Raw genomic sequence first — 24,405 nt, 5'->3', positions numbered from 1 at the left:
CGTAGCGACGCCGCGTGTACATCTCACACCTGTCGCTGACGGACTTCCGGAGCTACCCGCACCTGGACCTCGAGCTGGCGCCCGGGACCACGGTCCTGGTCGGTTCCAACGGCGTCGGCAAGACCAATATCGCCGAGGCCATGGGCTATCTGGCCACGCTCGGCTCCCACCGGGTCACCTCCGATGCCTCGCTGCTCCGCTTCGGCGCCGACCGCGCGATCGTCCGCGCCCAGGTCGTCCGGAACAACCAGGCGACGGCCATCGAGCTGGAGATCACGAACGGCCGATCGAACCGGGCCCGGATCAATCGCGCCAACCCGGTCCGCGCCCGCGATGTGCTGGGGATCCTGCGCACCGTCCTCTTCGCCCCCGAGGACCTCGCGCTCGTGAAGGGCGATCCGTCCAGCAGGCGGCGCTTCCTCGACGACCTGCTCGTGGTGCTGCAGCCGCACCAGGCCGCGACGCGCAGCGACTACGAGCGGGTGCTCAAGCAGCGCAACGCGCTGTTGAAATCGGCCCGTGCCGCCGGTCGGCTGACCAGCCAGCACGAGGCGACGCTCGATGTGTGGGACCACCACCTGGCGCAGGCCGGTGCACGCGTGCTCCGCGGCCGGTTCGACGTCCTCGCCCAGATCTCCGCCCCCCTGAGCTCCGCCTACGCGTCCCTCACCGACGGCACCAAGGCGGTCTCGGCAACCTACCGCTCCACCATGGTCCAGGACCTGGAGGACGACGACGAGGTACCGGGCAGCCCGTCGAGCGCTCAACCGGACCCGGGCCGGGAGGCGACCGAGGGACTCTCCGCGCTCGGCGCCGACGAGCTGGAGGAGCGCCTGCGGCAGAGCCTCGTCGCCAAGCGGCCGAAGGAGGTCGAGCGCGGCATGACGTTGGTGGGCCCGCACCGCGACGACCTGCTCCTCACGCTCGGCGACGCGCCCGCCAAGGGATTCGCCTCGCACGGGGAGACGTGGTCGCTCGCGCTGTCCCTGCGCCTGGCGTCCTACCAAGCCATGCTCGACGACGATCCGCGGCCCGGCGCCGGCCCGGTCCTGATCCTGGACGACGTGTTCGCCGAGCTCGATGCCTCCCGGCGCGACCGGCTCGCGAAGGTCGTGACCGGTGCCGAGCAGGTCATCGTCACCGCAGCCGTCGACGCCGACGTGCCCGCCGGCCTGGGCGGCCGCGTCCTGCGGGTCACGCCCGGTGCCGTCCTGCGCGAAGCCGGGGACGCCCCGGCGGCGCAGGCCGTGCCGCGGGAGGCGTCGACGTCCGATTCCAGCGGGGGGCGGACCGAGGAACGGATCGAGCCGGAGGACGGGTCGGGACCATGAACCGCGACCGGGACGAGCAGCAGGACGGAGGGGGCGGCGAGGCCGCCGGCGGCCAGTCCCCCGCCGGGGCCGGGCCCGATCGCGGCCAGACGTTCGACGCCGCCCACGCGACCCTGAACCGGATGCGCATGATGGCGGAGAACCGCGGCGAGGCCCGGATCGATGCCAAGCGGGCCGCCGCCATGGCGGAACGGCAGGCCGCCGCCCGCGCCAAGCGGAGCAAGCGCACGGAGTCGGCGATGTACGACGACGGCCGCGACCCCCAGGAACTGGGCTCGGTCCTGGGCCGGCTGGTGCGGAACCGCGGCTGGACGTCGCCCGTCGCGGTGGGGTCCGTGATGTCCCGCTGGGCCGAGCTCGTCGGCCCCCAGGTCGCCACGCACTGCAAGCCGGAGAGCTTCGAGGGCACCACGGTGGTGGTCCGGTGCGACTCGAGCAGCTGGGCGACCCAGATGCGGCTGCTGAGCCACAGCATCCTGAAGTCGTTCGACGAGAAGCTCGGCCCCGGCATCGTGACGCGGATCGAGGTGCTGGGTCCGCTGGCGCCGAGCTGGAGGAGGGGCCGGCGGACGGTCGAGGGCCGCGGCCCCCGCGATACCTACGGGTAACCTGCCGCCCCCGGGTCGCGGTGCAAATCGAAGCTATGGCCGCTAGGAGCGCAGCGGGGTCCTCTCAGTACCCGGCCACATGCGGGGGGTCCCAAAGCGTTCTGGGGGCACTTTTTGCCCTTTCAGGCCATAGAGGTGATCCAAACGGCACCGAAAACGCGGGGCAGGCGGTAGAATCCATGGGTAAGCTTCCCTACACCCGAGGAGTCTGCAGCGCCTGTGGATACTGAGCACAACCAGCCGACCGAACCGACGGAGGGCGCACCAGGGGGAGCTGCGTCCGGCGCCGAGGCGTCGTCAGCCGTCGAGGCCGCTGCGGAGTACCCGAACACGAATACGCCTGCGGAGAAGAGCGGGCGCGTGACCAACGACTACGGCGCCAGCGCCATCACGGTGCTCGAGGGGCTGGAGGCGGTCCGCAAGCGCCCGGGCATGTACATCGGCTCCACCGGCATGCGCGGCCTGCACCACCTCGTCTACGAGGTCGTGGACAACTCCGTCGACGAGGCCATGGCCGGCCACTGCGACCACATCAAGATCACGCTGCAGCAGGACGGCGGGGTCCGCGTCGAGGACAACGGCCGCGGTATCCCGGTGGACATCCACCCCACGGAGGGGAAGCCGACCGTCGAGGTCGTCATGACGATCCTCCATGCCGGCGGCAAGTTCGGCGGCGGCGGCTACGCCGTCTCCGGCGGCCTGCACGGCGTCGGAATCTCGGTGGTCAACGCGCTCTCGCGGCTGGTGAACACGGAGGTCCGCCGCCAGGGGCACGTATGGCGGATGTCCTTCGCCGACGGCGGCGTCCCCCAGGGCGAGCTGTCGAAGGGCGAGGAGACCAGCACCACCGGCACCACGCAGACGTTCTACCCGGACCCCGAGATCTTCGAGAGCACCGAGTTCGACTTCGAGACGCTCCGGGCCCGCTTCCAGCAGATGGCGTTCCTGAACAAGGGCCTGCGCATCACGCTCACCGACGAGCGCACGCTCGCGGACACGGACGACGACGTCACGGACCCGGACGGCGCCGGCGAGGCCGCCGCGAACGGCGAGGAGACGGCCGCCGAGGACCGCGCCCCGAAGCACCGCGTGGTGGACTACCTCTACAAGGACGGTCTGCTCGACTATGTGAAGTACCTCAATGCCTCCAAGAAGGTCGAGATGGTCCACCCGGACGTCATCGCCTTCGAGACGGAGGACACCGAGCGCATGATCTCGGCGGAGATCGCCATGCAGTGGACCACCGCCTACTCGGAGTCGGTCCACACGTACGCGAACGCGATCAACACGCACGAGGGCGGCACGCACGAGGAGGGCTTCCGGGCCGCGCTGACGTCCCTGATCAACCGGTACGCCCGTGACAAGGGGCTGCTCAAGGAGAAGGACGAGAACCTCACGGGCGACGACATCCGCGAGGGCCTCACGGCCGTCATCTCCGTCAAGCTCGGCGAGCCGCAGTTCGAGGGACAGACCAAGACGAAGCTCGGCAACTCCCTGGCGAAGGGCTTCGTGCAGGGCGTCGTCAACGAGGAGCTCGGCGACTGGCTGGAGCGCAACCCGAACACGGCGCGCGACATCGTCCGCAAGGGCCTGCTCGCCGCGCAGGCGCGCCTGGCCGCGCGCAAGGCCCGGGACACGGCCCGCCGCAAGTCCCCGCTCGAGACCTTCGGCATGCCGGGCAAGCTCTCCGACTGCTCGTCGAAGAACCCGGCCGAGTGCGAGGTCTACATCGTCGAGGGCGACTCGGCCGGCGGCTCCGCCAAGCGCGGCCGCGACCCGCGCACCCAGGCCATCCTGCCGCTGCGCGGCAAGATCCTGAACGTGGAGCGCGCCCGCCTGGACCGGGCGCTGGGCAACACCGAGGTCCAGGCGATGATCACGGCCTTCGGCACGGGCATCGGCGAAGAGTTCGACATGGCCAAGCTCCGCTACCACAAGATCGTCCTCATGGCCGATGCCGACGTCGACGGCCAGCACATCACCACGCTGCTGCTGACGCTCCTGTTCCGGTACATGCGCCCGCTGATCGAGCACGGCTACGTGTTCCTCGCGATGCCGCCGCTGTACCGGATCAAGTGGTCCAACGCCCCGCACGACTACGTCTTCACCGACGCCGAGCGCGACGCCAAGCTCCGCGAGGGCCAGGCCGCCAACAAGCGCCTGCCCAAGGACAACGGCATCCAGCGCTACAAGGGCCTCGGCGAGATGGACTACGCCGAGCTGTGGGACACCACCATGGACCCGGCCCACCGCACGCTGCAGCAGGTCACCATGGAGGACGCGGCCGCAGCGGACCAGATCTTCTCCGTCCTGATGGGCGAGGACGTCGAGTCCCGCCGCAACTTCATCCAGCAGAACGCCAAGGACGTGCGCTTCCTGGACATCTGATCCGGAACCCCACGTCAGATCCTGTTCTGCGCGGATGCGCAACCGACTTAGAGGAAATGCTCGATGAGTGACGAGACCCCCGAAAACCTGCCCGGCGACGTGAACGAGGACGCCGAGCACACCGGCGCCGTCGTGGCGCCCGCGCCCGTGACCGAGGCGGAGATGGACCGGATCGAACCGGTCGACCTGCAGACCGAGATGCAGCGGTCCTACCTGGACTACGCCATGGCGGTCATCGTGGGCCGTGCCCTGCCGGACGTCCGCGACGGCCTGAAGCCCGTGCACCGCCGCGTCCTGTACGCGATGTTCGACGGCGGCTACCGCCCCGAGCGCTCGTACAACAAGTGCGCCCGCGTGGTCGGCGAGGTCATGGGCCAGTACCACCCGCACGGCGACACCGCGATCTACGACGCCCTGGTCCGCCTGATCCAGGACTGGGTCATGCGGTACCCGCTGGCCCTCGGCCAGGGCAACTTCGGCTCCCCCGGCAACGACGGCGCGGCCGCGCAGCGGTACACCGAGACCAAGATGGCCCCGCTGGCCATGGAGATGGTGCGCGATATCGACGAGGAGACCGTCGATATGCAGCCGAACTACGACGGCAAGAACCTCGAGCCGACCATCCTCCCGGCCCGCTTCCCGAACCTGCTGGTCAACGGCTCCTCGGGCATCGCCGTCGGCATGGCCACGAACATCCCGCCGCACAACCTGCGCGAGGTCGCCGACGGCGTCCAGTGGTACCTGAAGAACCCGGAGGCCTCCCGCGAGGAGCTGCTCGAGGAGCTCATCCGCCGCGTCAAGGGACCCGACTTCCCGACCGGCGCGACGATCCTCGGGCACAAGGGCATCGAGGACGCCTACCGGACCGGCCGCGGCTCCATCACCATGCGCGCCGTCGTCAGCGTCGAGGAGCTCCAGGGCCGCACCTGCCTGGTCATCACCGAGCTGCCCTACCAGGCCAACCCGGACAATCTCGCGATCAAGATCGCCGAGCTGGTCAAGGACGGCAAGATCGCCGGCATCGCCGACCTCCGCGACGAGACCTCCGGCCGCACCGGCCAGCGTCTGGTGGTGGTGCTCAAGCGCGACGCCGTGGCCAAGGTGGTGCTGAACAACCTCTACAAGCACACCGACCTGCAGACGAACTTCTCCGCGAACATGCTCGCGATCGTCGACGGCGTGCCGCGGACCCTCTCGATCGACGCCTTCATCCGCCACTGGGTGGCGCACCAGGTCGAGGTCATCGTCCGGCGCACCAAGTACCGGCTGCGCAAGGCGGAGGAGCGCGCACACATCCTGCGCGGCCTGCTCAAGGCGCTCGATGCCCTCGACGAGGTCATCGCGCTCATCCGGCGCTCCCCCACCGCCGACGACGCCCGCGAGGGCCTGCGCGAGCTACTGGGCCTGGACGACCTGCAGGCGCAGGCCATCCTCGACATGCAGCTGCGTCGCCTGGCGGCGCTCGAGCGGCAGAAGATCCAGGACGAGCACGCCGAGCTGGAGCTGAAGATCGCCGACTACAAGTCGATCATCGAGGACCCGGCCCGCCAGCGCTCGATCATCTCCGAGGAGCTCGCGGAGATCTCCGAGAAGTACGGCGACGACCGCCGGACCAAGATCCTCATGGGCTTCGACGGCGACATGTCGATGGAGGACCTGATCCCCGAGGAGGAGATGGTCGTCACCATCACCCGCGGCGGCTACGTCAAGCGCACCCGGATCGACCAGTACCGGTCCCAGAACCGCGGGGGCAAGGGCATCAAGGGCGCCAACCTGCGCGGGGACGACGTCGTGGAGCACTTCTTCGTCACCACCACGCACAACTGGCTGCTGTTCTTCACGAACCACGGCCGCGTGTACCGGGCGAAGGGCTACGAGCTCGCCGAGGGCGGGCGCGACGCCAAGGGCCAGCACGTCGCGAACCTCATGGCCTTCCAGCCGGACGAGACGATCGCCCAGGTCATGGAGCTGAAGTCCTACGAGCAGGCGCCGTACCTGGTGCTCGCCACGAAGCGCGGCCTCGTCAAGAAGACCCGGCTGGCGGACTATGACACCAACCGCTCGAACGGGCTCATCGCGATCAACCTTCGCGACGGCGACGAGCTGGTCGCCGCCCGCCTGGTCGCGGAGACCGACGACCTCATGCTCGTCTCGCGCAAGGGCCAGTCCCTGCGCTTCACCGCCACCGACGACGCGCTGCGCCCCATGGGCCGCAACACGTCCGGCGTGACGGGCATGAAGTTCCGCGAGGAGGACGAGCTCCTGAACGCCGACGTCGTCACCGACGACTCCTACTCCCTGGTAGTCACCGAGGGCGGCTACGCGAAGCGCACCCGCATGGACGAGTACCGGGTCCAGGGACGCGGCGGACTCGGCATCAAGGTCTCCAAGCAGGCAGACGAGCGCGGCAACCTGGTCGGGGCCGTCGTCGTGAACGAGGACGACGAGGTGCTGGTGGTCATGGAGAGCGGCAAGGTCGTGCGCTCCCGCGTGGACCAGATCCCCGCCAAGGGTCGGGACACCATGGGCGTCATCTTCGCGAAGCCGGACAAGAAGGACCGGATCATCGCCGTGGCCCGGAATACCGAGCGTGGCCTCTCAGGAGTCTCCGGGGATGATGAAGTACCGTTGGACCCGGAATTGAACGACGACGCAGCGCAGAACGACGACGCCCCCCGGGAGGCGCCGGAGGCCGCGGCAGACGCGGGCACGGCAGATGCGCCCGACTCCGCGAGCGAAGCAGCAGAGATTGACGGAGGTAATGCGTGAGCACCCCCAACACCCCGCGCCCGGGCTCGGCCCGGCCCGAAGGTAGCCAGGCTCCACGCACGTCCGGAGACCAGAAGACGGCCAGCGGCGCGGCCGCGAAGCGGCTTGCGTCCGGGACCAAGGAGCCGGCGGCCGGCAAGCAGGCCGGCTCCGGCCGGCCCGGGCCGGCCCAGAGCTCCTCGCCTGCACCGAAGTCGGCTGCCCCCAAGTCCGGCGCAGCGAATGCGGGCCCCGGGAGCGCGGGCGCTGCCAAGAGCGGGCAGCGTCCCGCCCCCCAGTCGGGCCAGCGTCCGGGCCAGCAGCGCCCAGGCCAGCAGCGTCCGGCCCAGCCGGCGGGCCAGCGGCCCGCCGGGCAGCCCGGTCAGCAGGGCGCCGGCCAGCAGAAGCTCGTGCGCCCGGCGCCCAAGGCGAAAGTCCGCAAGGCACGTCTGCTGGTCAGCCGCGTCGACCCGTGGTCGGTGCTGAAGCTGTCCTTCCTCCTGTCCGTCGCGCTCGGCATCGTGACGGTCGTCGCCGCCGTCGTGCTGTGGACGGTCCTGGACCTCACCGGCGTCTTCGACAGCGTCAACAGCCTGCTCGCAGAGATCGCCGGCTCGGAGTCCAGCTTCAGCCTCGCGGACTTCGCGTCGCTGGGCCAGGTCGCCGCCTTCGCGACGATCGTCGCCGTCGTGAACGTCGTGCTGATCACGGCGATCTCGACGCTCGCCTCCGTCCTGTACAACATCTCCTCGTCGCTCGTCGGCGGTATCGGCGTGACGCTGACCGACGACTGACCTGCAAGGATGGTGCCCCGCCGGTAACGTTCCCCACACCGGCGGGGCACGATTTGTTGGACTGCAAATCCATGTTGTAAAGTTTTATCTCGGTCCAAGCGGCCATTGGGGGCGTATAGCTCAGGCGGTTAGAGCGCTTCGCTGATAACGAAGAGGTCCCAGGTTCAAGTCCTGGTACGCCCACGCAATCCCCACCGGCAGGAGTGAGCATGAGACGGATCCTCGTTCTCGTCGCAGCGGCCGCCGGTGCTCTCGCGTTCAAGAAGTGGCGCGAGTCGGAAGCAGAGAAGAAGGTCTGGGATCAGGCGACTGATCGCGTAGACTGACCCGCACGGGGGCATGGCGCAATTGGTAGCGCATCTGCTTTGCAAGCAGAGGGTTAGGGGTTCGAGTCCCCTTGCCTCCACCATCGGGAGATCCCCGGTCCATCTGGACCGGGGATCTCTTCGTTTCCGGGACGGTTCGCTCCCCCGGCCGCCACCGTCCGTCCCCGTGCCGGCAGGCCCGTCGCCCGAGTGCTTCAGCCCTTCGAGGCCGACCGCTCCCCCGCCCCCTGGGCCGTGTGGAGCAGGCGGATGAGCTTGGCCGGGAAGTAGATGGACAGGAAGATCACCATCGGGATCCGCAGCACCGGCTCGCGGACGCTGTGGGCCCGGTAGGTGCGCTCGAAACGGTCCACATAGGAACGGTAGGCGCGTGGCGAGTCGTCGAGCCGACGTGCGGACATGCCGGCGACCAGCTCGGGGACGTAGCGGACGAGCATCCCCCGCTGGGCCATGTGCACTGACAGGTCGATGTCCTCGTGCAGCTCGTCGTCCTCGTCCCGGCACGCCTCCCGGCGGAGGACCGCCCAGGCCGATGCCCGCAGTGCCATGTTGGAGCCGAAGAGGAAGTGGTACCGGCCGGAGGCCGCCCGCAGGGCGAAGCGGCGGAGGCTGTCGTCGGCCTTCAGCCCGAGCCGGCGGAGCGGCATGTCGTAGTAGTGGACGGGGCCCGTGACGCCCATGACCTCCGGATCCGCGAAGCCGGAGACCACGCGCTCGACCCAGTCCGGCTCCAGGATGGAGTCTGCGTCGATGCGGCCGAGGATGTCGCCCGTGGCCGCATCCAGGCCGGCATTGCGCGTCGGCACCAGGCCCTGCTCCGTGTCCTGCCGGAGCAGGCGCAGGGTCCCCTGCGGGCGTTCGGCCATCAGCTGCTCGACGATCGCCCGGGTGCCGTCGGTGGAACGGTTGTCGACGACGATGACCTCGTCGGCGGGGACGGTCTGCTCCAGCGCCGCCGAGACGCAGCGCCGGATGATGCGCTCCTCGTTGTAGGCCGGGATGATGATCGAAACGCTCGGTCCGCAGCTCACAGGGACAATCTACCCAAGACAGCAGAAGGGCAGGTGCCGGACGGTCTCCCGTCCGCCACCTGCCCTGTCGGCCGGTGTGCGGCCTACTTGCTGTTGTCGCCCTTGAGGACGTCGCGGACCTCTTCGACGGCGGCCTCGGTCTCGCCGACCGCCTTGTCAGCGGCCTCGCGCACGGGCGACTCCTCCACGGAGTCGGCCGGGACCGGGGCCGGATCCACCGGGCTGGGGGTCTTCCAGGGGTCCTCGACCGGCTTGGACGCGCGCCAGGCGGCGACGCCCGCGGCGACGGCCGCAGCGACCACGAGGAACACGATGAAGCCCTTGCCCCGGCGCTTCTTCGACTTCTTCAGGTCCTTGGCGGCCTGCCGGGCGGCGGACGCGGCGGCCTTGCGGGCCTTCTTCAGGGACTTCTTGTCCTTGGTCACCGTGGCGACGGCCTCCTGCAGGGGCGCGGCGACCTTCAGGTGCTCGAGCTTGTGGGCCGTGAAATCGGCCGCCTCGCCGAGCTTGGAGCTGGCGGCGGGGAGGTAGCTGCCGACGACGGCGTCACGGGCGTTGTGCAAGGCCGGCGTCGCCTTGTCCAGCGTGCGCTGGAGCTTCGGGGAGGTCTCGTCGACGAAGCGGGAGATCTTCGGTGCGGCCTGCTGGATCGAGTCCTGGAGCTTCGGCGTCACCTTCGCCACGCCGTCGGACAGCTCGACGGCGGCGCGGGCGATGCCCGCCTGGAGCTTCGGCGAGGCGACCTCGATGCCCCGCTCGATCCGCGGGGCGGCCCAGTTCACCGCCGCGTCGACGCGCGGTGCAGCCCACTCGCGCGCGCCATCGACCGTATGCGTGACGGAATCGCCCAACTCACGGGTCACTCGTTCTGTCTTCTTCACAGGTTTCCTCCCGAAGTGCTTGCGGTTCTGGCCCCAGCCTACGCCGTACGCCCGGGCCGGACCACGATTCTCAGGACACTGCCAGAGGCGTCCCCGGGATTTTCACTCACCGCGTAGGAGACTCCCAGATCCGGGCCCCCGCAGCGCGGGAGGCCCGTGGAAGAATGGCGGTATGACTGCTATCCCCACGCACAAGGCAACCATCCACACCAACGAGGGCGACATCCAGGTCGACCTCTTCGGCAACCACGCCCCCAAGACGGTCGACAACTTCGTCGGCCTGGCCACGGGCGAGCGCGAGTGGACGCACCCGGAGACCGGCGAGAAGAAGACCGGCACCCCGCTCTACAACGGCACCATCTTCCACCGCATCATCGCGGACTTCATGATCCAGGGCGGCGACCCGCTCGGCAAGGGCTTCGGCGGCCCCGGCTACCAGTTCGACGACGAGATCCATCCGGAGCTGGACTTCACCGCCCCGTACAAGCTGGCGATGGCCAACGCCGGCCCCGGCACCAACGGATCGCAGTTCTTCATCACCACCATCCCCACCACGTGGCTGCAGGGCAAGCACACCATCTTCGGCGAGGTCGTCGACGAGGCCTCCCGCGCCGTCGTCGACAAGCTGAACCGCGTCTCCACCGACGGCCGTGACAAGCCGCGCGAGGACGTCGTCATCGAGAGCATCGACGTCGTCGCCGCCTAGAGCATCCACGGTGCGCGACCGCCCCGCCCGGCCGGGCCTCCCCGGACACGGCGGGCGGACGCGCTTCCCGGCCGACCGGTCCCGTCGCGAGCCATCGCACGGGACCGGCGCTCGTTAATCGCCCGCCAGGAGCGGGCCAGAACCAGACGCAGCACAGAATCACTGGACCAGAGAGTGGAACCCATGTCCTACGGACTGCCGAACGACCCGCCCCGAGACCCCGCAGGACCGGCCGACCGCCAGGGATCGGGGGCTCCCGTCTGCCCCCGGCACCCGGATCGTCCGAGCTACGTCCGCTGCCAGCGCTGCGGGCGTCCCGCCTGCGCGGAGTGCCAGCGGCCCGCGCCGGTGGGTGTGCAGTGCGTCGACTGCATCCGGGAGTCCAACCGCACGGCCCCCGTGGCCAGGACCGCGTTCGGCGCGCGCCCGAATGATGGCCGGCCGCTGGTCACGTACACCGTGATCGCCCTCTGCGTGCTCACGTTCCTCGCCCAGTGGGCCGTGCCCACGCTCGCGGACCGTCTGCTCTGGGCGGGCGTCTACGTCCTGAACGAGCCGTGGCGCATGATCACGTCGACGTTCCTCCACTCCCAGGGGTTCCTGATGCACATCGCGTTCAACATGTACGCGCTGTGGATCATCGGCCGCGTGCTCGAGCCCATGCTGGGCCGTCTGCGCTTCGCCGCGCTCTACCTGCTCTCCGGCCTCGGCGGCTCCGTCGCCGTGCTGTTGCTCGATCATCCCCTCCAGGGCGTCGTCGGAGCATCCGGTGCGGTGTTCGGGTTGTTCGGCGCCCTGCTCGTCATCACACGCGCCCGCGGCGGCAACTTCATGCCCATCCTGATCATCGTCGGGATCAACCTGGTCATCGGGTTCATCCCCGGCTTCAACGTGTCCTGGCAGGCGCACCTGGGCGGCCTCCTCACGGGCGCGGCGGTGGCGTCCGTGCTCACCTTCTCCGTGCGGCGTCGGGCCATGTCACCGGCGGGCCTCTCCCCCGTCGAGGCGGCCGCTGCGCGCCATCGGCGCCGCTACGCCGTTCAGCTCGCCGGGCTCGTCCTCGTGGCGTTGATCCTCGCGGCCTTGACCCTCTGGGGTGCGGGCACCGTTCCGGAACGGATCTACGCGGTCTGAGCGCCGCATCCACGCCACGGCGTGGGGTGCCCTTCTTGTCCACAGCTGTTTTCCACAGTGTCGATAACTTACAGGCGTGTCATTCGGTCCCGGCACTTCACACTTGTTCTCGGCTGAAGGCCCGGCATCCCGGGCCTCTCAGGACTCGAGGGCACCGCAGTGCGTCATTATTCACATATCTATCCCCACCTGTGGATAACTGTGGTGCACACCTGTGAAGCTGTCAGCGCCACCGTGAGCCTCTGGCAGCAGTCGCGGGTGGGGAGAGGCGCTGATATGGCGCGGCCGGGCGGCTCCGGCGGTTCGGGACGCCTCGTCCGGGCGAGGCCAGGGCACGCGGCGCTGCGTCCTCGGCCCGTATCCACAGGGCTTGTCCACAGTGTTAATAAGTTACAGGCCTGTGATTCGGTGATCAGAAGGCGTCCTCAGGGCCGTCCTCACGGCGAATCGAACACACTTTCCCACAGTTCTATCCCCACCTGTGGAAAACTCGAGTGCACAACTGTGGGCTCAGGAAGCCTCAGGTCGTTGCCCGAGGGACTTCCGCAGGTGGAGCCGACGGCGTAGGCTAGCGGTTGAGAAACATCAATCACTCTCCGGGCGGGCGCAACGCTCCGGATCAGCAGGAAGCAGAGTCATGACCGCACCTCGCCCGGACGGGCCACGGACCGTCGAATCTCCACCCGTCGAGGGCGCCGGCCCCGCCGGGGACGAAGCGCGCGCGACGACGACCGCCGAGCCCGCGGGGGCCCCTCGGCCGATCACCACCGATGACCTCGAGGCGTGGGCCGTGCTGCACAACCTCGTCGGCGCGTACGACGACAGCGGCGAGGTGGCCAATGCCGTGCAGATGGGCGAGGTGCTGACCATCCCGGGAAGGGATCCGGAGCTGGACACCCTCGCCTGGTGGGAGGGCGGCGCCATGATCGCCTACTCCACCGTCAGCGTGCGCGAGGTGGCCAAGGACGGGGTCGCCAAGGCCCATCTCGACGGGGGAGTGCACCCGGACTACCGCGGCCGCGGGCTCGGCCGCGCGATCCTCGCCGCGGGGGAGCAGCGCGTCCGCCGGCTCGCCGCGGAGCGGCACCCGGGGCTACCGGTCCAGATCGACCTCTGGAACACGCTCACGAACACCGGATTCCAGGAGCTGGCCGGCGAGCACGGCTATGCGGCGGCCCGCTACTTCATGGACATGCGGATCGAGTTGGGGGCGTGGACGCCGCCCGAGTCGCCTGCCGCGATCGCCGACCCCGTGCGCATCGACCCCGTGCTGAGCCCCCAGGTGCACCGTGCGCATCTCGACGCCTTCCGGGATCACTGGAACTTCACACCGGGCAGCCTGGAGAAGTGGCAGCACTTCGTCGCCGGCAGCGCGTTCCGGCCCGAGTTCAGCCGGCTCGCCCTGGACCCGGAGGAGGCAGGGGATCCCGTGGACGCCTACGTCCTCAGCGAGGAGTGGGAGGCCGGGGAGATCTACGTGGCGCTCGTCGGGACTCGGCGACGCGCTCGGGGGAGGGGGCTGGCCTCGACGCTGCTCACCGACGTCGTCCGCCAGGCGAAGGCGGCCGGCTACGAGCGGATCGAACTGGGCGTGGACTCGGACAGTCCCACCGGAGCCGTCGGCCTGTACGAGCGCATCGGCTTCCGCCCCATCCGGCGCAGCGTGGAGTACAGCAGGGTCGTCGAGCCGGCCTGAACCGGAGACCACACCGGTCCATGCTCTGCGCGGCATCCTCCAGTAGTGGATGCCGCGCAGGGCATAGACACTAGTCGGAAGGGATCGGCGGACCGATCACCAGGAGGGCTGCCGTGATGGTGGCCACCAGGAGGACGCCGAGGACGAGCGCGGTGAGCGGGCGGGCCAGGCACCAGGCCTGAAGTCGCTCGACGGGGCCGCGCGGGGACTCGGCCGCGCCGGTGGCCGAGGCCGGGGCCAGCCGCCACACCGTCGAGAGGCGCCCGCTGCGCAGCGTCCACCGCTCGAAGGGCAGGGTCGCGAACGGAATCACGGCGGCCACGAGGGCCACCAGGCCGACGCCGGGGCTCCAGCGCTCGTTCACCCACACGAAGACGCTCGTGAGCACGTAGGCGACCGTGGCGATGCCATGCAGCATCCCGAAGACGGAGACCAGCACATCGGTCACGCCGGTGTACTTGAACGCCATGCCGATGAGCAGGAGCGCCCAGGTGATCACCTCGACCAGTGCGACGGTGCCGTAGAGCCGGCGCGGGGACGGCAGGGTCCCGGCCGCCTGCGGTGTCGCGGAGGGCCGGCGGTCCGCGGTGCGGTCGGGGGAGGGGGCGGGGTCAGGCATGCCAGCGCGTGGTCATGAAGAACCCGACCATGGCGATGCCGAAGCCGACGACGATGTTCCAGCCGCCGATCGACATGATGGGGAACAGGCTCTGCGTCACGTAGTAGACGATGATCCACAGCAGGCCCAGGATCATCGAGCCGAACATGATGATCTTGTACCAGAGGGGCAGCGGCATGCGCTCCGTCTCGGCCGCCGGGTCGGCCTGGCGGCGGGCCTTCCGGCGCGTCTTGGACTCGGGCACGGCGGACTCCTGCGGGTCGTGGCGGAACGGTAATCTGGCTACACCATACTAGCTAACCGGTCCCGCCCGGGCCGGGCCCCGACAGGAGCATGCATGCCGGATCGAGTCCGACGCCGGAGTCCGTCGGCGGGTGCCCGCGTGGCCGGAGTCCTCGGCGAGCTCCTCATCACCGTGGGCGCCGTGCTGATGCTCTACGTGGTGTGGGAGCTCTGGTGGACCAATGTGCAGGCGGCCGAGGAGCAGGGGCAGGCCACGAGCCGCCTGCTCGAGGACTTCGGGCCCGCTGTGCCGCTGCCCGAGCCGGGGGAGGTGCTGCTCTCGCCGGAGGAGCAGGCCGCGGCGGACCGGGCCGAGTTCGGCGCTCCGCCGGCCGCGGCGGGCGGAGACGGCACGTTCGGGCTGCTCTACATCCCGCGCTTCGACGCGGACTACGTGCGGCCGGTGAGCCACGGCGTCGGACTCGACGTCCTGAACACCGTGGGCATCGGCCACTACCCGCAGACGCAGCTGCCCGGCGAGGCGGGGAACTTCGCGCTGGCCGGGCACCGCCAGACGCACGGGCAGGTCTTCTACGAGATCGATCGGCTGACGGACGGCGACCGGCTCTACGTCCAGACCCGGGAGGGCTTCTACCAGTACGAGTACTCCGACACAGAGATCGTCAGCCCGGGCGCCACGGACGTCCTGCTCCCCGTGCCCCACCGGCCGGAGGCCGAGCCGCAGCAGAGCATCCTCACCCTGACCAGCTGCCACCCGATCTTCAGCACGGCCCAGCGGATCATCGCCTACGCCGAGCTGGAGTCGTTCCGGCCCGCGGAGGCCGGCCCCCAGGACCAGATCCGCGACGCCTACCGCACGACGACCGCGCGGGCCTCCGGCCCGACGGGCTGACGCACCCGAGTCCGCGACCGCCCGACAACGAGACCGAACCCACCACGAGGAGACGCTGTGTACGCCTGGTTCTTCCGGAGCCTCCCCGGGCCCTTCTGGCTCCGACTTCTCATTGGCCTCGTCCTCATCGCGGGCGTCATACTGGTCCTGTTCGTGTACGTGTTTCCCTGGGTCAGCGGCCGTGTGAGCCTGTGGACCGATTCGACGATTGGCTGGGCCCTCCTGTGACCGCACGCATTCTGGTCATCGACAACTACGACTCTTTCGTCTACACCCTGGTCGGCTACCTCCAGGAGCTGGGCGCCGAGACCACGGTGGTCCGCAACGACGACGTCACCCTCGAGGAGGCGATCGAGCTCGCCGCCGGACGCGACGGCGTCCTCATCTCCCCGGGCCCGGGCAACCCCGCCGAGGCCGGCGTGTGCATCGAGATGGTCCGCTGGTGCGGAGAGGCCGCCAAGCCGATGCTCGGCGTGTGCCTGGGGCACCAGGCGCTCGCGGAGGCGTACGGCGGCGTGGTCACGCACGCGGAGGAGCTCATGCACGGCAAGACCTCGCTCGTGGAGCACGACGGCACGGGGCCGTTCGCCGGCCTGCCGAGCCCGTTCACGGCCACGCGCTACCACTCGCTCGCGGCCGTCCGCGACACCATCAGCGAGGAGCTGGAGATCACCGCGTGGACGACGGCCTCCGAGAACGCGCCGGGCGGCGTGGTCATGGGGCTGTGCCACCGGACCGCACCGCTGTGGGGCGTCCAGTTCCACCCCGAGTCCGTGCTGACCCAGGGCGGCTACCAGATGCTCGGCAACTGGCTGGAGAGCCTCGGCCTCCAGGGCGCCGCCGGACGCGCCGCCACGCTCAGCCCGCTCATCAAGTAGCGCAGCCGCCCGCTCCTCGGGATCCGAGGGCGGCGGCCGGGGCTCAGCCCTCGTCGGGGCGCTTGGTCTGCCCGGGCGCGTCCGAGCGCCCGGGGGCCTCGTCGCTGTTGCCCGCCGAGCCGGAGCCGTCCGCCGCCGACTCGGACGCCTCCGCGGACTCGCTGGGGCTCGGGGACGGCGAGTCGTCGGAGGGGGCCGGCTCGTCCGGGGCCGTCGCCACCGTGATCTGCACGACCCCTCCCTGCTCGATCTCGCCACCGGCCTCGGGCGTCTGCCCGGTGATCGTCCCCGGGGACAGGACGCTGTTGGGCTCCTCGACCACGCGCAGGGACAGGCCGACCGCCGGATCCGACACCAGCGCATCCGCCTCCTCCACCGTGAGGCCCTCGACCATCAGGTCCGGCACGCTGACCATCCCGGTGGACAGCGTGAGCTGGACGGTGCTGCCGGCCTGGACCCGCTCGCCAAACGCCGGGTTGGTGGAGAGCACCCGGTCCTGCGGCACGGTGGCGCTGTTCTCCTCGCGCATCTCCGTGTCCACCGCGAGGCCCAGGTCCTCCAGGGTCGCCCGGGCCGTGGACTCGGTCGTCCCGCCCAGGTCGGGGATCTCCACCGACGCGGGACCCTTGGACACGACCAGCTCGACCGGTGAGTCGACGCGCACGGACTCGCCGGAGCCGGGCCGGCTGGCGACCACGAGGCCCTCGTCGACCTCGTCGCTGAACTCCTCGACGATCCCGCTGACCCGCAGGTTGGCGTCGAGCAGGCGGTTCTGGGCCTCCGTCGGGTCGAGCCCGGCCACCGCCGGGACGGAGACCTCGGCGTTGGCCGCCTGGACCTGCTGCGACCAGTTCCAGAGGTAGGCGCCGCCGCCGGCGAGGACGAGGACGAGCACGATGGTCGCGAACACGATCCAGCCGCGGCCGCGCCGTCGGTCCTCGCCCCGATGGCCGGGCGCGCCGCCGAGGTGCGACCCGTCGTCGTACCGGAGGGCGTCGGCGTGGTGGTCCTCGGCGTCCTCGGGAGTGGCGGCGTGCGCTGCCTGGTGCGCCGGGGCGGCGGCGTACGACGCCGGGATGGCCGCCGTGGCCGCGGACGAGACCGCGAGGGCCTCGGTACGGGTGTCGTCGTCGTGCCCCGCGACCGCGGGATGCAGCTGGGTGGCGTCCGGATCGGCGCCGCGGTGGGCCTGCTCGAGGGCGGCCGCGAAGGCGGCCGCGTCCGGGTAGCGGTCCTCGCGGTTCTTCTGCAGGGCGCGGGCGATGACGGTGTCCAACGCGCGGGGGACGTCGGGATTCAGCGCGCTGGGGGAGGGCGCCGCCTCGCCCACGTGCTGGTAGGCGACGGCGACGGGGCTGTCCCCGACGAACGGCGGGCGGCCCGTCAGCAGCTCGAAGAGCAGGCAGCCGGCGGAGTAGATGTCGCTGCGGACGTCGACGGTCTCACCGCGGGCCTGCTCGGGGGAGAGGTACTGGGCGGTGCCGACCACCGCCTGGGTCTGCGTCATGGTCGCGGAGGCGTCGGCGAGGGCGCGGGCGATCCCGAAGTCCATCACCATGACGCGGCCGTCGTCGGCGACCATGACGTTGGCCGGCTTGATGTCGCGGTGCACGATCGACTTGCCGTGGCTGTAGGTGAGGGCGGCCAGCACCCCGAGGGTGTAGTCGACGGCGTCGTCGACGCCCACCTCATCGGCCTTCAGCAGGTCGCGGAGCGTGCGGCCGTCGACGTACTCCATGACGATGAACGGCACCGTGCTCTGGCCATCGTGCCCGTGCTCGTCCGGGACGCGCTCGTCGCCGGTGTCGTACACGGCGACGATCGCGGGGTGGTTGAGCCCGGCGACGGCCTGCGCCTCGCGGCGGAACCTGGTCTGGAACACCGGGTCCCGGGCCATGTCGCGGCGCAGGAGCTTGATGGCCACCTCGCGTCCGAGCCGGATGTCGCGACCGCGGTAGACGTCGGCCATGCCGCCGCGCCCGATGAGCGAGATGACCTCGTAGCGGTCGTTCAGGACTTTGTTCTGGGTCATCTAGCTGCTGGGAGAAGTCGTGGCGGAGGGATCGGCAGGCTCGCTGGGTCCGGCCGGCTCGCTGGGCGTGGGGGAGGGGGTCGGCTCCGGGCCGCTCGAGACGACGTAGCTGACGTCCGAACCGGGCTCGACGTCGGTCCCGCCGGACGGGCTGACGCCGAGGACGGTGCCGGCCGGCTCGTCGCTGGTCTGCCGCTCGGCGCGGACCGGTCGCAGGCCAGCCTCCTGCAGGGCGCTGCGAACGGCGTCCTCGCTCTTGCCGACGAGGTTCGAGGGCACGGTCACCTGTTCCGGTGCCACCGAGTAGACCAGGGTCACGGTGTCGCCGACCGGGATCTCGCCGGTGGGCGTGACGTCGAGGACGGTGTTCTCGGCCTGGTCGCTCTCCCGGCCCTCCGTGTCGACCCGGAGGCCGCGGTTGATCAGGTCCTGGCGGACGGCCTCCAGCGGCTGGCCGATGTAGTTGTTGGCCCGCACCGTCACGGTCTCCGGCTCGTCCTCGGTCTCGCTGGCCGGCGCCGACGTCGTCTCGGGGGCGGATTCGCTCTCCGAGGGCGACTCCGACGGCGACTCGCTCGCCGACTCGCTCGCCGACGCGGAGACGGACGGCGACGGCGACGGCTCGGGGTCGTCGTCGGATCCGGTCAGCAGGGGGACGAGCCAGGCGCCGAGCAGGGCGAAGACCACCAGGGCGAGCAGGGCCACGAGCGGCCACGTCCAGGGGCTGCGCCGCTCGCGGGCGAGCTGCCGGTCCTGGTCGGCGTCGTCGTGCTCCGTGTCCTCCCAGTCGCGGCTGGCGCCGACGATCGAGTCGAAGTCGCTGCCGGCCGCGGCGGCACCTGCGGCACCGGCTGCGGCGCCGGCACCGACGGCGGGCAGCTCGGAGGTCGACGGCTCGGCCTGGCCGGGGACCAGGCGGGTCTGGGCCTGGGTGGGCGCCTCGTCCGTGCCGATGGCCTGGGTGGCGGCGGTGTCAGTGACGAAGTTGAGCATTCCCGGCACGGCGGCGACCGCGGCGCTCTTGTTGCCGGCGCGCAGGGCGTCGGCGGCCTCGGCCAGCTTGTTCGCGTTGGCCGGGCGGTCCGCCGGGTCCTTGGCGAGCATCGACATCAGCAGTGCGCGGATGTGCGGGTCAACGTTGTCCGGCAGCGGCGGGGGAGTGTCGTTGACCTGGGCGAGGGCGATCGCGATCTGCGATTCGCCGGAGAACGGGCGGCGGCCGGCGACGCACTCGTAGCCGATGACGCCGAGCGAGTAGATGTCGCTGGAGCCCGTGGCCTGCTGTCCGGTCGCCTGCTCGGGCGAGAGGTACTGGGCCGTGCCCATGACCTGCCCCGTGGCCGTGAGGGGGACCTGATCGGCCAGGCGCGCGATGCCGAAGTCGGTGATCTTCACGCGCCCGTCCGGCAGGATCAGCAGGTTGCCGGGCTTGACGTCGCGGTGGACCAGTCCGAGCTCATGGGCGGCGGCGAGGGCGCGGGCGGTCTGGGCGACGATCGAGAGCGTGCGGTCCGTGGACAGGACGCGCTCGCGCTCGATGATGGCGGAGAGCGGTTTGCCGGGCACCAGCTCCATGACGAGGTAGGCGGAGCCCTCCTCCTCGCCGTAGTCGAAGACCGAGGCGATGCCGTTGTGGTTCAGGAGCGCGGTGTGCCGTGCCTCGGCGCGGAAACGACGGAGGAACCCGGGGTCGCCGGTGTACTCCTCCTTGAGGATCTTGATGGCGACGATCCGGCCCAGGACCTGGTCCTGCGCCTTCCAGACCTCGCCCATCCCGCCGATGGCGATCCTGTCCGTCAGCTTGAACCGACCGCCAAGGGTGATACCCGATGTAGGCCTCACTTGTTGAACACCGCCTCTAGGATCTTCTTCATGTTGGGACTGGTCAACGAATGGCCGGTCTCATAGTCAATGTTCGGGACCATGATGGTCACGGCGTACTGGGGGTCGTCGGCCGGGGCGAACCCGGTGATCCACGAGTTCACGGTGTGCGTGGGGTTGCCGTTCTCATCGGTCCGACCCGTCTGTGCCGTACCGGTCTTCGCGGCGATGTCCAGACCCCGGACCTGGGCAGCTGCCGCAGTTCCCCCGTCGAGGGGCTCCCGCATGAGCTCGGTGACCTGGTCCGCCACCTCCTTGGTGGTCGCCGTGCTGAACTCCTCCGGCTGCGGATCCTCGATCACTTTCAGGTCCGGTGCGATGATCTGCTCGATCAGGTTGGGTTTCATGATGACGCCGTCGTTCGCGATCCCCATGGCCACCATGTTCATCTGCAGCGCGGTGGTCCGCACGTCGAACTGGCCGATGGAGGCCTGCGCCAGTTCGGTGGTGCTCAGTTCCTGCGGGAACACGGAGGGCTCTACGCGCTGGGGGATGTTCAGCGGCTGGCCGAAGCCGAACCGCTCGGCGACGTCCCGGAGCGCGTCCTCGCCCACGGCCTCGGCCATCTGCGCGAACGGGGTGTTGCAGCTCTGGGCAACGACGAAACGGAGCGGTGCCTCGTCCGGCTGCCGGGCGCAGATGCCCCGATCGAAGTTGTTGATCGTGTAGTCCGTCCCGGGGAACTCGAGGGACGGCGGGTTCGGGACCGTCGAGTCGACGTCGTACTCGCCGGATTCCGACGCGGCCACCAGATCGAGAACCTTGAACGTGGATCCGGGCGCGTACACGTCCGCGATCGCCGGGTTGCGGTACGGGCTGAACCCGGGACGCTCCTCGATGGCCTGCAGGTTCTCCTGCGCCTGCCCCGTGCTCGGCACGGTAAGCAGATTGGTGTCGTAGGACGGTTTGGAGACCATGGCCTTGATGTTCCCGGTCTCGACCTCGGTGACGACCGCAGTGATGGGGACGTCGTCCGGCAGGATGTCGTAGACCTCCTGCTGGAGCTGGCCGTCGATCGTGAGCTCCACGGAGGCGCCCTCGGTGGACGAACCCGTGAAGAGGTTCAGTAGGCGGTCGAAGGCCTGCTCGTCGCTGCGCCCGGCGAGGTACTCGTCCATGACGGACTCCAGGTGGGTGGAGCCGGCGGCGAGCGAGTAGAAGCCCGTGAGGTGCGAGTAGAGCTGCGCGTCGTGGTAGACGCGCTGGTACTCGAACTGCCCCTGGTCCGTGCGGACGGACTCGGCGATCGGGCTCCCGTCGACGAGGATGGCGCCGCGCGCCATGTCGAAGTCCTGGTAGAGCTGCCGGCGATTGAGCGGATTCGCGTTGAGCTCGTCGGCGGCGAAGAACTGGACATAGGTCAGGGACCCCATGATCGCGAGGAAGAGGACCATGATCGCGATCCACGTGTTCCGGATGGCCTGATTCATGCGTTCCCTCCGTTCTTCGTCAGGACCGCGACGTCCTCCGTGGTGGGCAGCGGCTTGCGGGCGTTGTTGGAGATCAGGAGCAACAGGGCCACGATGATCCAGTTGGACAGCAGCGACGAGCCGCCGGCCGAGATGAAGGGCGTGGTCAGGCCGGTCAGCGGGATCAGACGCGTGACGCCGCCGATGACCACGAAGCACTGCAGGCCGATGATGAAGGAGAAACCGGAGGCCAGCAGCTTCCCGAACGCGTCGCGCGTGCCGAGCGCTGCGCGGAAGCCGCGGCTGACGATCACCACGTAGAGCAGGACGATCGCGATCACGCCGATCAGCCCGAGCTCCTCGCCGAGCGCGGAGATGATCATGTCCGAGTTCGCGTACGGGACGAGGTCCGGCCGGCCGTTGCCCATGCCGGTGCCGAAGAGCCCTCCGTTCGCGAGCCCGAAGAGACCCTGCACGATCTGGTGGGAACCGCCGGCGGCGTTGATCACCTCGGGATCGAAGGCATTGAGCCAGCCGTTGATGCGGCGGGTCACGTGCCCCATGAACTGCGCGGCGAGGACGCCGCCGACGGCGACCAGGCCGAGCCCGATGACGATCCAGCTGATGCGCGCGGTCGCCACGTACACGACGCACATGAACAGGCCGAAGAAGAGGATGGCGGTGCCCAGGTCGCGCTGCAGGATCAGCACGCCGATGCTGATCAGCCAGGCGATCACCATGGGGCCGAGGTCCTTGACCCGCGGCAGCTGCAGCGGACCGATCTTCCGGCCGGCCAGGAGGATCAGGTCCCGGTTGCTCGAGAGGTACCCGGCGAAGAAGATCGCCAGGGTGATCTTGGCGAGCTCGCCCGGCTGGAAGGACATCCGGCCCAGATTGACCCAGATCCGGGCGCCGTTGATCTCGACACCGAGGCCCGGGATGAGCGGCAGGATCATCAGCACGCCCGAGAGCACCAGGAAGATGTAGGTGGCCCGGCGCAGGATCCGGTGATCCCGAATCGCCCAGATCACGGCGATGGCGGCCGCGATGGCGACGCCGGTCCACAGCAGCTGGCGGTTCGCCGCGGTGTCGCCGGAGGCGATGTCGAGCCGGTGGATCATGGCGATGCCGATCCCGTTGAGCGCGACCACGCACGGCAGGATGATCGGGTCCGCGTACTTGGCCCAGATGCGCAGCACGACGTGCATGAGCAGCGCGAGCGTCAGCAGGATGCCGCCCTGCTTCACGAACTCGGGGGAGAGGCCCTCCGGCGCGGTCAGGCCGGCCAGGTAGCCGGCCCCGACGGCGACGCCGGTGGCGAGGAACAGCAGCCACAGCTCGGTGTTGCGGCGGGAGACGGGGGCCGTCCGGAGATCACTCATCGACGTCCTCCACACAGTAGGCGGGAAGGTTGGCGGGCGCCGCGGCCGATTCGTCCTCGGCGGGCACGACGACGGGGCAGGTGCGCCGGGCGGTGACGAGCAGCTCGTCGACCATCGCCTCCGCGTGCGCGAGGTCCCGGGCCGGCAGCGAGTTCTTCAGTCGCTGCTGCGTGTAGGCGGGCAGCGCGTCGAGGGGGATGTCCGTCACGGAGGCGACCTCCGAGAGCTTCACCGGACCGAGGTCCTGCGAGACGCCGTTGAAGATCGCCACGCGCCCGTTCTCGTTGCCGACGTAGTACTGGGTCTGCGTCCAGAGGTAGCCGAACCACAGCACCGCCACCAGGATCAGGGACATGAGGGTCAGGAACGCCGGCATCAGCCACCGGCGTCGGGGCACCAGGTCCTCCTGGTGCTGCTCCAGGACCTCCGCCTCCTGCTGCGGCGTCTTGTGCATCAGCAGGGCCGCGGCCCGCTTCTGGGCCGAGCGGGTGGTGACCATCGGGATGTGGCCGGTCTGCGTGGCCAGGTAGGCCGAGCCGACGAGCACGTGGGGCCGGTTGTTCATCTCGTGCCGGATGATCGCCGCGCTGGCCTCGAGGTCCTCGGACCCCGTGATCCGCTCGAGCATGCCGGTGTCGGGCTCGGACTCCTCGATCGGCGCGGGTGCCACGGGGGCCGCCACGGGTGACCCGTCGTCCTCCGCGACCTCGACGACGACCACGGTCACGTTGTCGGGCGAACCCCGCTCGAGGGTGGTCCGGACCAGGTCGTCGGCGGTCTCCTGGAGGTCCTTGGTTCCGCGCACGATGCGTTCGATGATCGCGTCGGGGACCACGGCGTTGAGCCCGTCGGAGCAGAGCAGCCAGCGCTCGCCCGGAGCGACGGGGAACTGGCGGATGTCGAGCTCGGGGCTGGCGTCCGAGTCGCCCAGAACGCGCAGCAGCACGTTCTTGTGCGGGTGGTGCTCGGCGTCAGCTGCGGAGAGACGTCCCTCCTCGACGAGCCGCTGCACGAAGGTGTGGTCCCGGCTGACCTGCTCGAATGTGCCATTCCGCAGGCGGTATGCACGCGAGTCGCCAATATGTGCGTACTGGAATGTATCGTCGGTCAGCAGGAGCGCGGTCACGGTGGTGCCCATGCCGGAGAGCTTGGGGTTCTGGCTGACCAGCTCGTTCAGGATGGAGTTGGCGGTCTGGATCTCGTCCGGCAGGACCGTCTCCGGGTCCTCGGTGGTCTGCTGGTCCAGGTGCACCAGGTCGAGCACGGTGGAGGCCGATGCGACGTCGCCGCCCACGTGCCCGCCCATGCCGTCGGCGACGACCGCGAGGTAGCGGCCGGCGTAGGCGGAGTCCTGATTGTTGGAGCGCACCTTGCCCACGTCGGAGGCGGCGGCGAACCTGAGGACCAGTGGTTTGGTCTGACTCAC

At 69.9% G+C, this 24,405-nt stretch carries 20 protein-coding genes and 2 tRNA genes; 13 read left to right on the top strand and 9 right to left on the bottom strand.

All coding sequences use genetic code 11. The features are described from left to right. Positions 1–14 precede the first annotated feature (14 nt). The 8 genes from recF (at position 15) to ABD784_RS10100 (ending at position 8,278) form a co-directional block, all read left to right on the top strand. Positions 15–1,331: a DNA replication/repair protein RecF gene (gene recF, locus ABD784_RS10135; protein WP_344883853.1), complete on the top strand. Its 1,317-nt coding sequence runs from the start codon at positions 15–17 to the stop codon at positions 1,329–1,331. Next, positions 1,328–1,939, top strand: a complete 612-nt coding sequence (locus ABD784_RS10130) for a DciA family protein (protein ID WP_344883850.1) — start codon at positions 1,328–1,330, stop codon at positions 1,937–1,939. The genes recF and ABD784_RS10130 overlap by 4 nt, the downstream gene beginning before the upstream one ends. 360 nt (positions 1,940–2,299) lie before the next feature. After that, positions 2,300–4,327, top strand: coding sequence for a DNA topoisomerase (ATP-hydrolyzing) subunit B (gene gyrB / locus ABD784_RS10125; protein ID WP_344884617.1), 2,028 nt, complete (start codon positions 2,300–2,302; stop codon positions 4,325–4,327). A gap of 63 nt (positions 4,328–4,390) precedes the next feature. Further along, on the top strand, positions 4,391–7,096 hold the full coding sequence (gene gyrA, locus ABD784_RS10120) for a DNA gyrase subunit A (RefSeq protein ID WP_344883847.1): 2,706 nt from the start codon (positions 4,391–4,393) through the stop codon (positions 7,094–7,096). After that, positions 7,093–7,869: a DUF3566 domain-containing protein gene (locus ABD784_RS10115; RefSeq protein ID WP_344883844.1), complete on the top strand. Its 777-nt coding sequence runs from the start codon at positions 7,093–7,095 to the stop codon at positions 7,867–7,869. The genes gyrA and ABD784_RS10115 overlap by 4 nt, the downstream gene beginning before the upstream one ends. A 109-nt stretch (positions 7,870–7,978) precedes the next feature. Next, positions 7,979–8,052 (top strand) — tRNA-Ile (locus ABD784_RS10110). 26 nt (positions 8,053–8,078) lie between these two features. After that, positions 8,079–8,195 (top strand): DLW-39 family protein, encoded by a 117-nt coding sequence (locus ABD784_RS10105; RefSeq protein WP_344883841.1) that lies wholly within the window; start codon positions 8,079–8,081, stop codon positions 8,193–8,195. 7 nt (positions 8,196–8,202) lie between these two features. Next, positions 8,203–8,278, top strand: a tRNA-Ala gene (locus ABD784_RS10100). 111 nt (positions 8,279–8,389) lie between these two features. On the opposite strand, the gene ABD784_RS10095 is transcribed toward ABD784_RS10100, so the two are convergent. Together ABD784_RS10095 and ABD784_RS10090 are read right to left on the bottom strand one after the other, a co-directional pair. Further along, positions 8,390–9,226, bottom strand: a complete 837-nt coding sequence (locus ABD784_RS10095) for a glycosyltransferase family 2 protein (RefSeq protein WP_344883838.1) — start codon at positions 9,224–9,226, stop codon at positions 8,390–8,392. A gap of 83 nt (positions 9,227–9,309) precedes the next feature. Next, positions 9,310–10,107 carry a hypothetical protein gene (locus ABD784_RS10090; protein ID WP_344883834.1) on the bottom strand — a complete coding sequence of 266 codons (798 nt, stop codon included), beginning with the start codon at positions 10,105–10,107 and terminating at the stop codon, positions 9,310–9,312. A 172-nt stretch (positions 10,108–10,279) separates the two neighbouring features. Here ABD784_RS10090 and ABD784_RS10085 point away from each other — a divergent pair, with 172 nt between their 5' ends. From ABD784_RS10085 to ABD784_RS10075, 3 genes are all read left to right on the top strand, one after another. Then, on the top strand, positions 10,280–10,813 hold the full coding sequence (locus tag ABD784_RS10085; RefSeq protein ID WP_344883831.1) for a peptidylprolyl isomerase: 534 nt from the start codon (positions 10,280–10,282) through the stop codon (positions 10,811–10,813). Between the two features lie 183 nt (positions 10,814–10,996). Next, positions 10,997–11,947, top strand: coding sequence for a rhomboid family intramembrane serine protease (locus ABD784_RS10080; RefSeq protein WP_344883828.1), 951 nt, complete (start codon positions 10,997–10,999; stop codon positions 11,945–11,947). Positions 11,948–12,584: 637 nt separating this feature from the next. Then, a complete protein-coding gene (locus tag ABD784_RS10075) occupies positions 12,585–13,643 on the top strand; it encodes a GNAT family N-acetyltransferase (RefSeq protein WP_344883825.1) in 1,059 nt (352 codons plus the stop codon). A 70-nt stretch (positions 13,644–13,713) separates the two neighbouring features. Here the strand turns inward: ABD784_RS10075 and ABD784_RS10070 are convergent, their stop codons facing one another. Both ABD784_RS10070 and ABD784_RS10065 read right to left on the bottom strand, forming a co-directional pair. Beyond that, positions 13,714–14,262: a DUF3817 domain-containing protein gene (locus ABD784_RS10070; protein WP_344883822.1), complete on the bottom strand. Its 549-nt coding sequence runs from the start codon at positions 14,260–14,262 to the stop codon at positions 13,714–13,716. Continuing rightward, a complete protein-coding gene (locus ABD784_RS10065) occupies positions 14,255–14,506 on the bottom strand; it encodes a cell division protein CrgA (protein WP_344883819.1) in 252 nt (83 codons plus the stop codon). Before ABD784_RS10065 ends, ABD784_RS10070 begins: the two co-directional genes overlap by 8 nt. 93 nt (positions 14,507–14,599) lie before the next feature. Between ABD784_RS10065 and ABD784_RS10060 the strand changes: the two genes are divergently transcribed. Continuing rightward, entirely contained in the window at positions 14,600–15,397 is a 798-nt protein-coding gene (locus ABD784_RS10060; RefSeq protein WP_344883816.1) for a class E sortase, read from the top strand. Between the two features lie 224 nt (positions 15,398–15,621). Beyond that, positions 15,622–16,275 (top strand): anthranilate synthase component II, encoded by a 654-nt coding sequence (locus ABD784_RS10055; RefSeq protein WP_344883813.1) that lies wholly within the window; start codon positions 15,622–15,624, stop codon positions 16,273–16,275. 43 nt (positions 16,276–16,318) lie between these two features. Here ABD784_RS10055 and pknB read toward each other — a convergent pair whose 3' ends face one another. The 5 genes from pknB to ABD784_RS10030 are packed head-to-tail and all read right to left on the bottom strand — an operon-like array spanning position 16,319 to position 24,405. After that, positions 16,319–18,307: a Stk1 family PASTA domain-containing Ser/Thr kinase gene (gene pknB, locus ABD784_RS10050; RefSeq protein WP_344883811.1), complete on the bottom strand. Its 1,989-nt coding sequence runs from the start codon at positions 18,305–18,307 to the stop codon at positions 16,319–16,321. Further along, positions 18,308–20,149 (bottom strand): protein kinase domain-containing protein, encoded by a 1,842-nt coding sequence (locus ABD784_RS10045; RefSeq protein ID WP_344883808.1) that lies wholly within the window; start codon positions 20,147–20,149, stop codon positions 18,308–18,310. After that, on the bottom strand, positions 20,146–21,618 hold the full coding sequence (locus ABD784_RS10040; RefSeq protein ID WP_344883805.1) for a peptidoglycan D,D-transpeptidase FtsI family protein: 1,473 nt from the start codon (positions 21,616–21,618) through the stop codon (positions 20,146–20,148). The genes ABD784_RS10045 and ABD784_RS10040 overlap by 4 nt, the downstream gene beginning before the upstream one ends. Continuing rightward, on the bottom strand, positions 21,615–22,979 hold the full coding sequence (locus tag ABD784_RS10035) for an FtsW/RodA/SpoVE family cell cycle protein (RefSeq protein ID WP_344883802.1): 1,365 nt from the start codon (positions 22,977–22,979) through the stop codon (positions 21,615–21,617). Before ABD784_RS10035 ends, ABD784_RS10040 begins: the two co-directional genes overlap by 4 nt. Then, positions 22,972–24,405 carry a PP2C family protein-serine/threonine phosphatase gene (locus ABD784_RS10030; RefSeq protein WP_344883799.1) on the bottom strand — a complete coding sequence of 478 codons (1,434 nt, stop codon included), beginning with the start codon at positions 24,403–24,405 and terminating at the stop codon, positions 22,972–22,974. The genes ABD784_RS10035 and ABD784_RS10030 overlap by 8 nt, the downstream gene beginning before the upstream one ends.

Source organism: Zhihengliuella alba, from assembly GCF_039538765.1.
Taxonomy (GTDB): Bacteria; Actinomycetota; Actinomycetes; order Actinomycetales; family Micrococcaceae; genus Zhihengliuella; species Zhihengliuella alba.
The sequence above is the reverse complement of the archived record's forward strand: the minus strand, read 5'-3'. Positions and strand labels throughout refer to the sequence as shown.

What these genes read in the sequence shown, in the direction of transcription:
- ABD784_RS10130 (WP_344883850.1), top strand. Translation starts at nt 1,328, where the DNA reads ATGAACCGCGACCGGGACGAGCAGCAGGACGGAGGGGGCGGCGAGGCC.
- gyrA (WP_344883847.1), top strand. Translation starts at nt 4,391, where the DNA reads ATGAGTGACGAGACCCCCGAAAACCTGCCCGGCGACGTGAACGAGGAC.
- ABD784_RS10105 (WP_344883841.1), top strand. Translation starts at nt 8,079, where the DNA reads ATGAGACGGATCCTCGTTCTCGTCGCAGCGGCCGCCGGTGCTCTCGCG.
- ABD784_RS10085 (WP_344883831.1), top strand. Translation starts at nt 10,280, where the DNA reads ATGACTGCTATCCCCACGCACAAGGCAACCATCCACACCAACGAGGGC.
- ABD784_RS10080 (WP_344883828.1), top strand. Translation starts at nt 10,997, where the DNA reads ATGTCCTACGGACTGCCGAACGACCCGCCCCGAGACCCCGCAGGACCG.
- ABD784_RS10075 (WP_344883825.1), top strand. Translation starts at nt 12,585, where the DNA reads ATGACCGCACCTCGCCCGGACGGGCCACGGACCGTCGAATCTCCACCC.
- ABD784_RS10070 (WP_344883822.1), bottom strand. Translation starts at nt 14,262, where the DNA reads ATGCCTGACCCCGCCCCCTCCCCCGACCGCACCGCGGACCGCCGGCCC.
- ABD784_RS10060 (WP_344883816.1), top strand. Translation starts at nt 14,600, where the DNA reads ATGCCGGATCGAGTCCGACGCCGGAGTCCGTCGGCGGGTGCCCGCGTG.
- pknB (WP_344883811.1), bottom strand. Translation starts at nt 18,307, where the DNA reads ATGACCCAGAACAAAGTCCTGAACGACCGCTACGAGGTCATCTCGCTC.
- ABD784_RS10040 (WP_344883805.1), bottom strand. Translation starts at nt 21,618, where the DNA reads ATGAATCAGGCCATCCGGAACACGTGGATCGCGATCATGGTCCTCTTC.
- ABD784_RS10035 (WP_344883802.1), bottom strand. Translation starts at nt 22,979, where the DNA reads ATGAGTGATCTCCGGACGGCCCCCGTCTCCCGCCGCAACACCGAGCTG.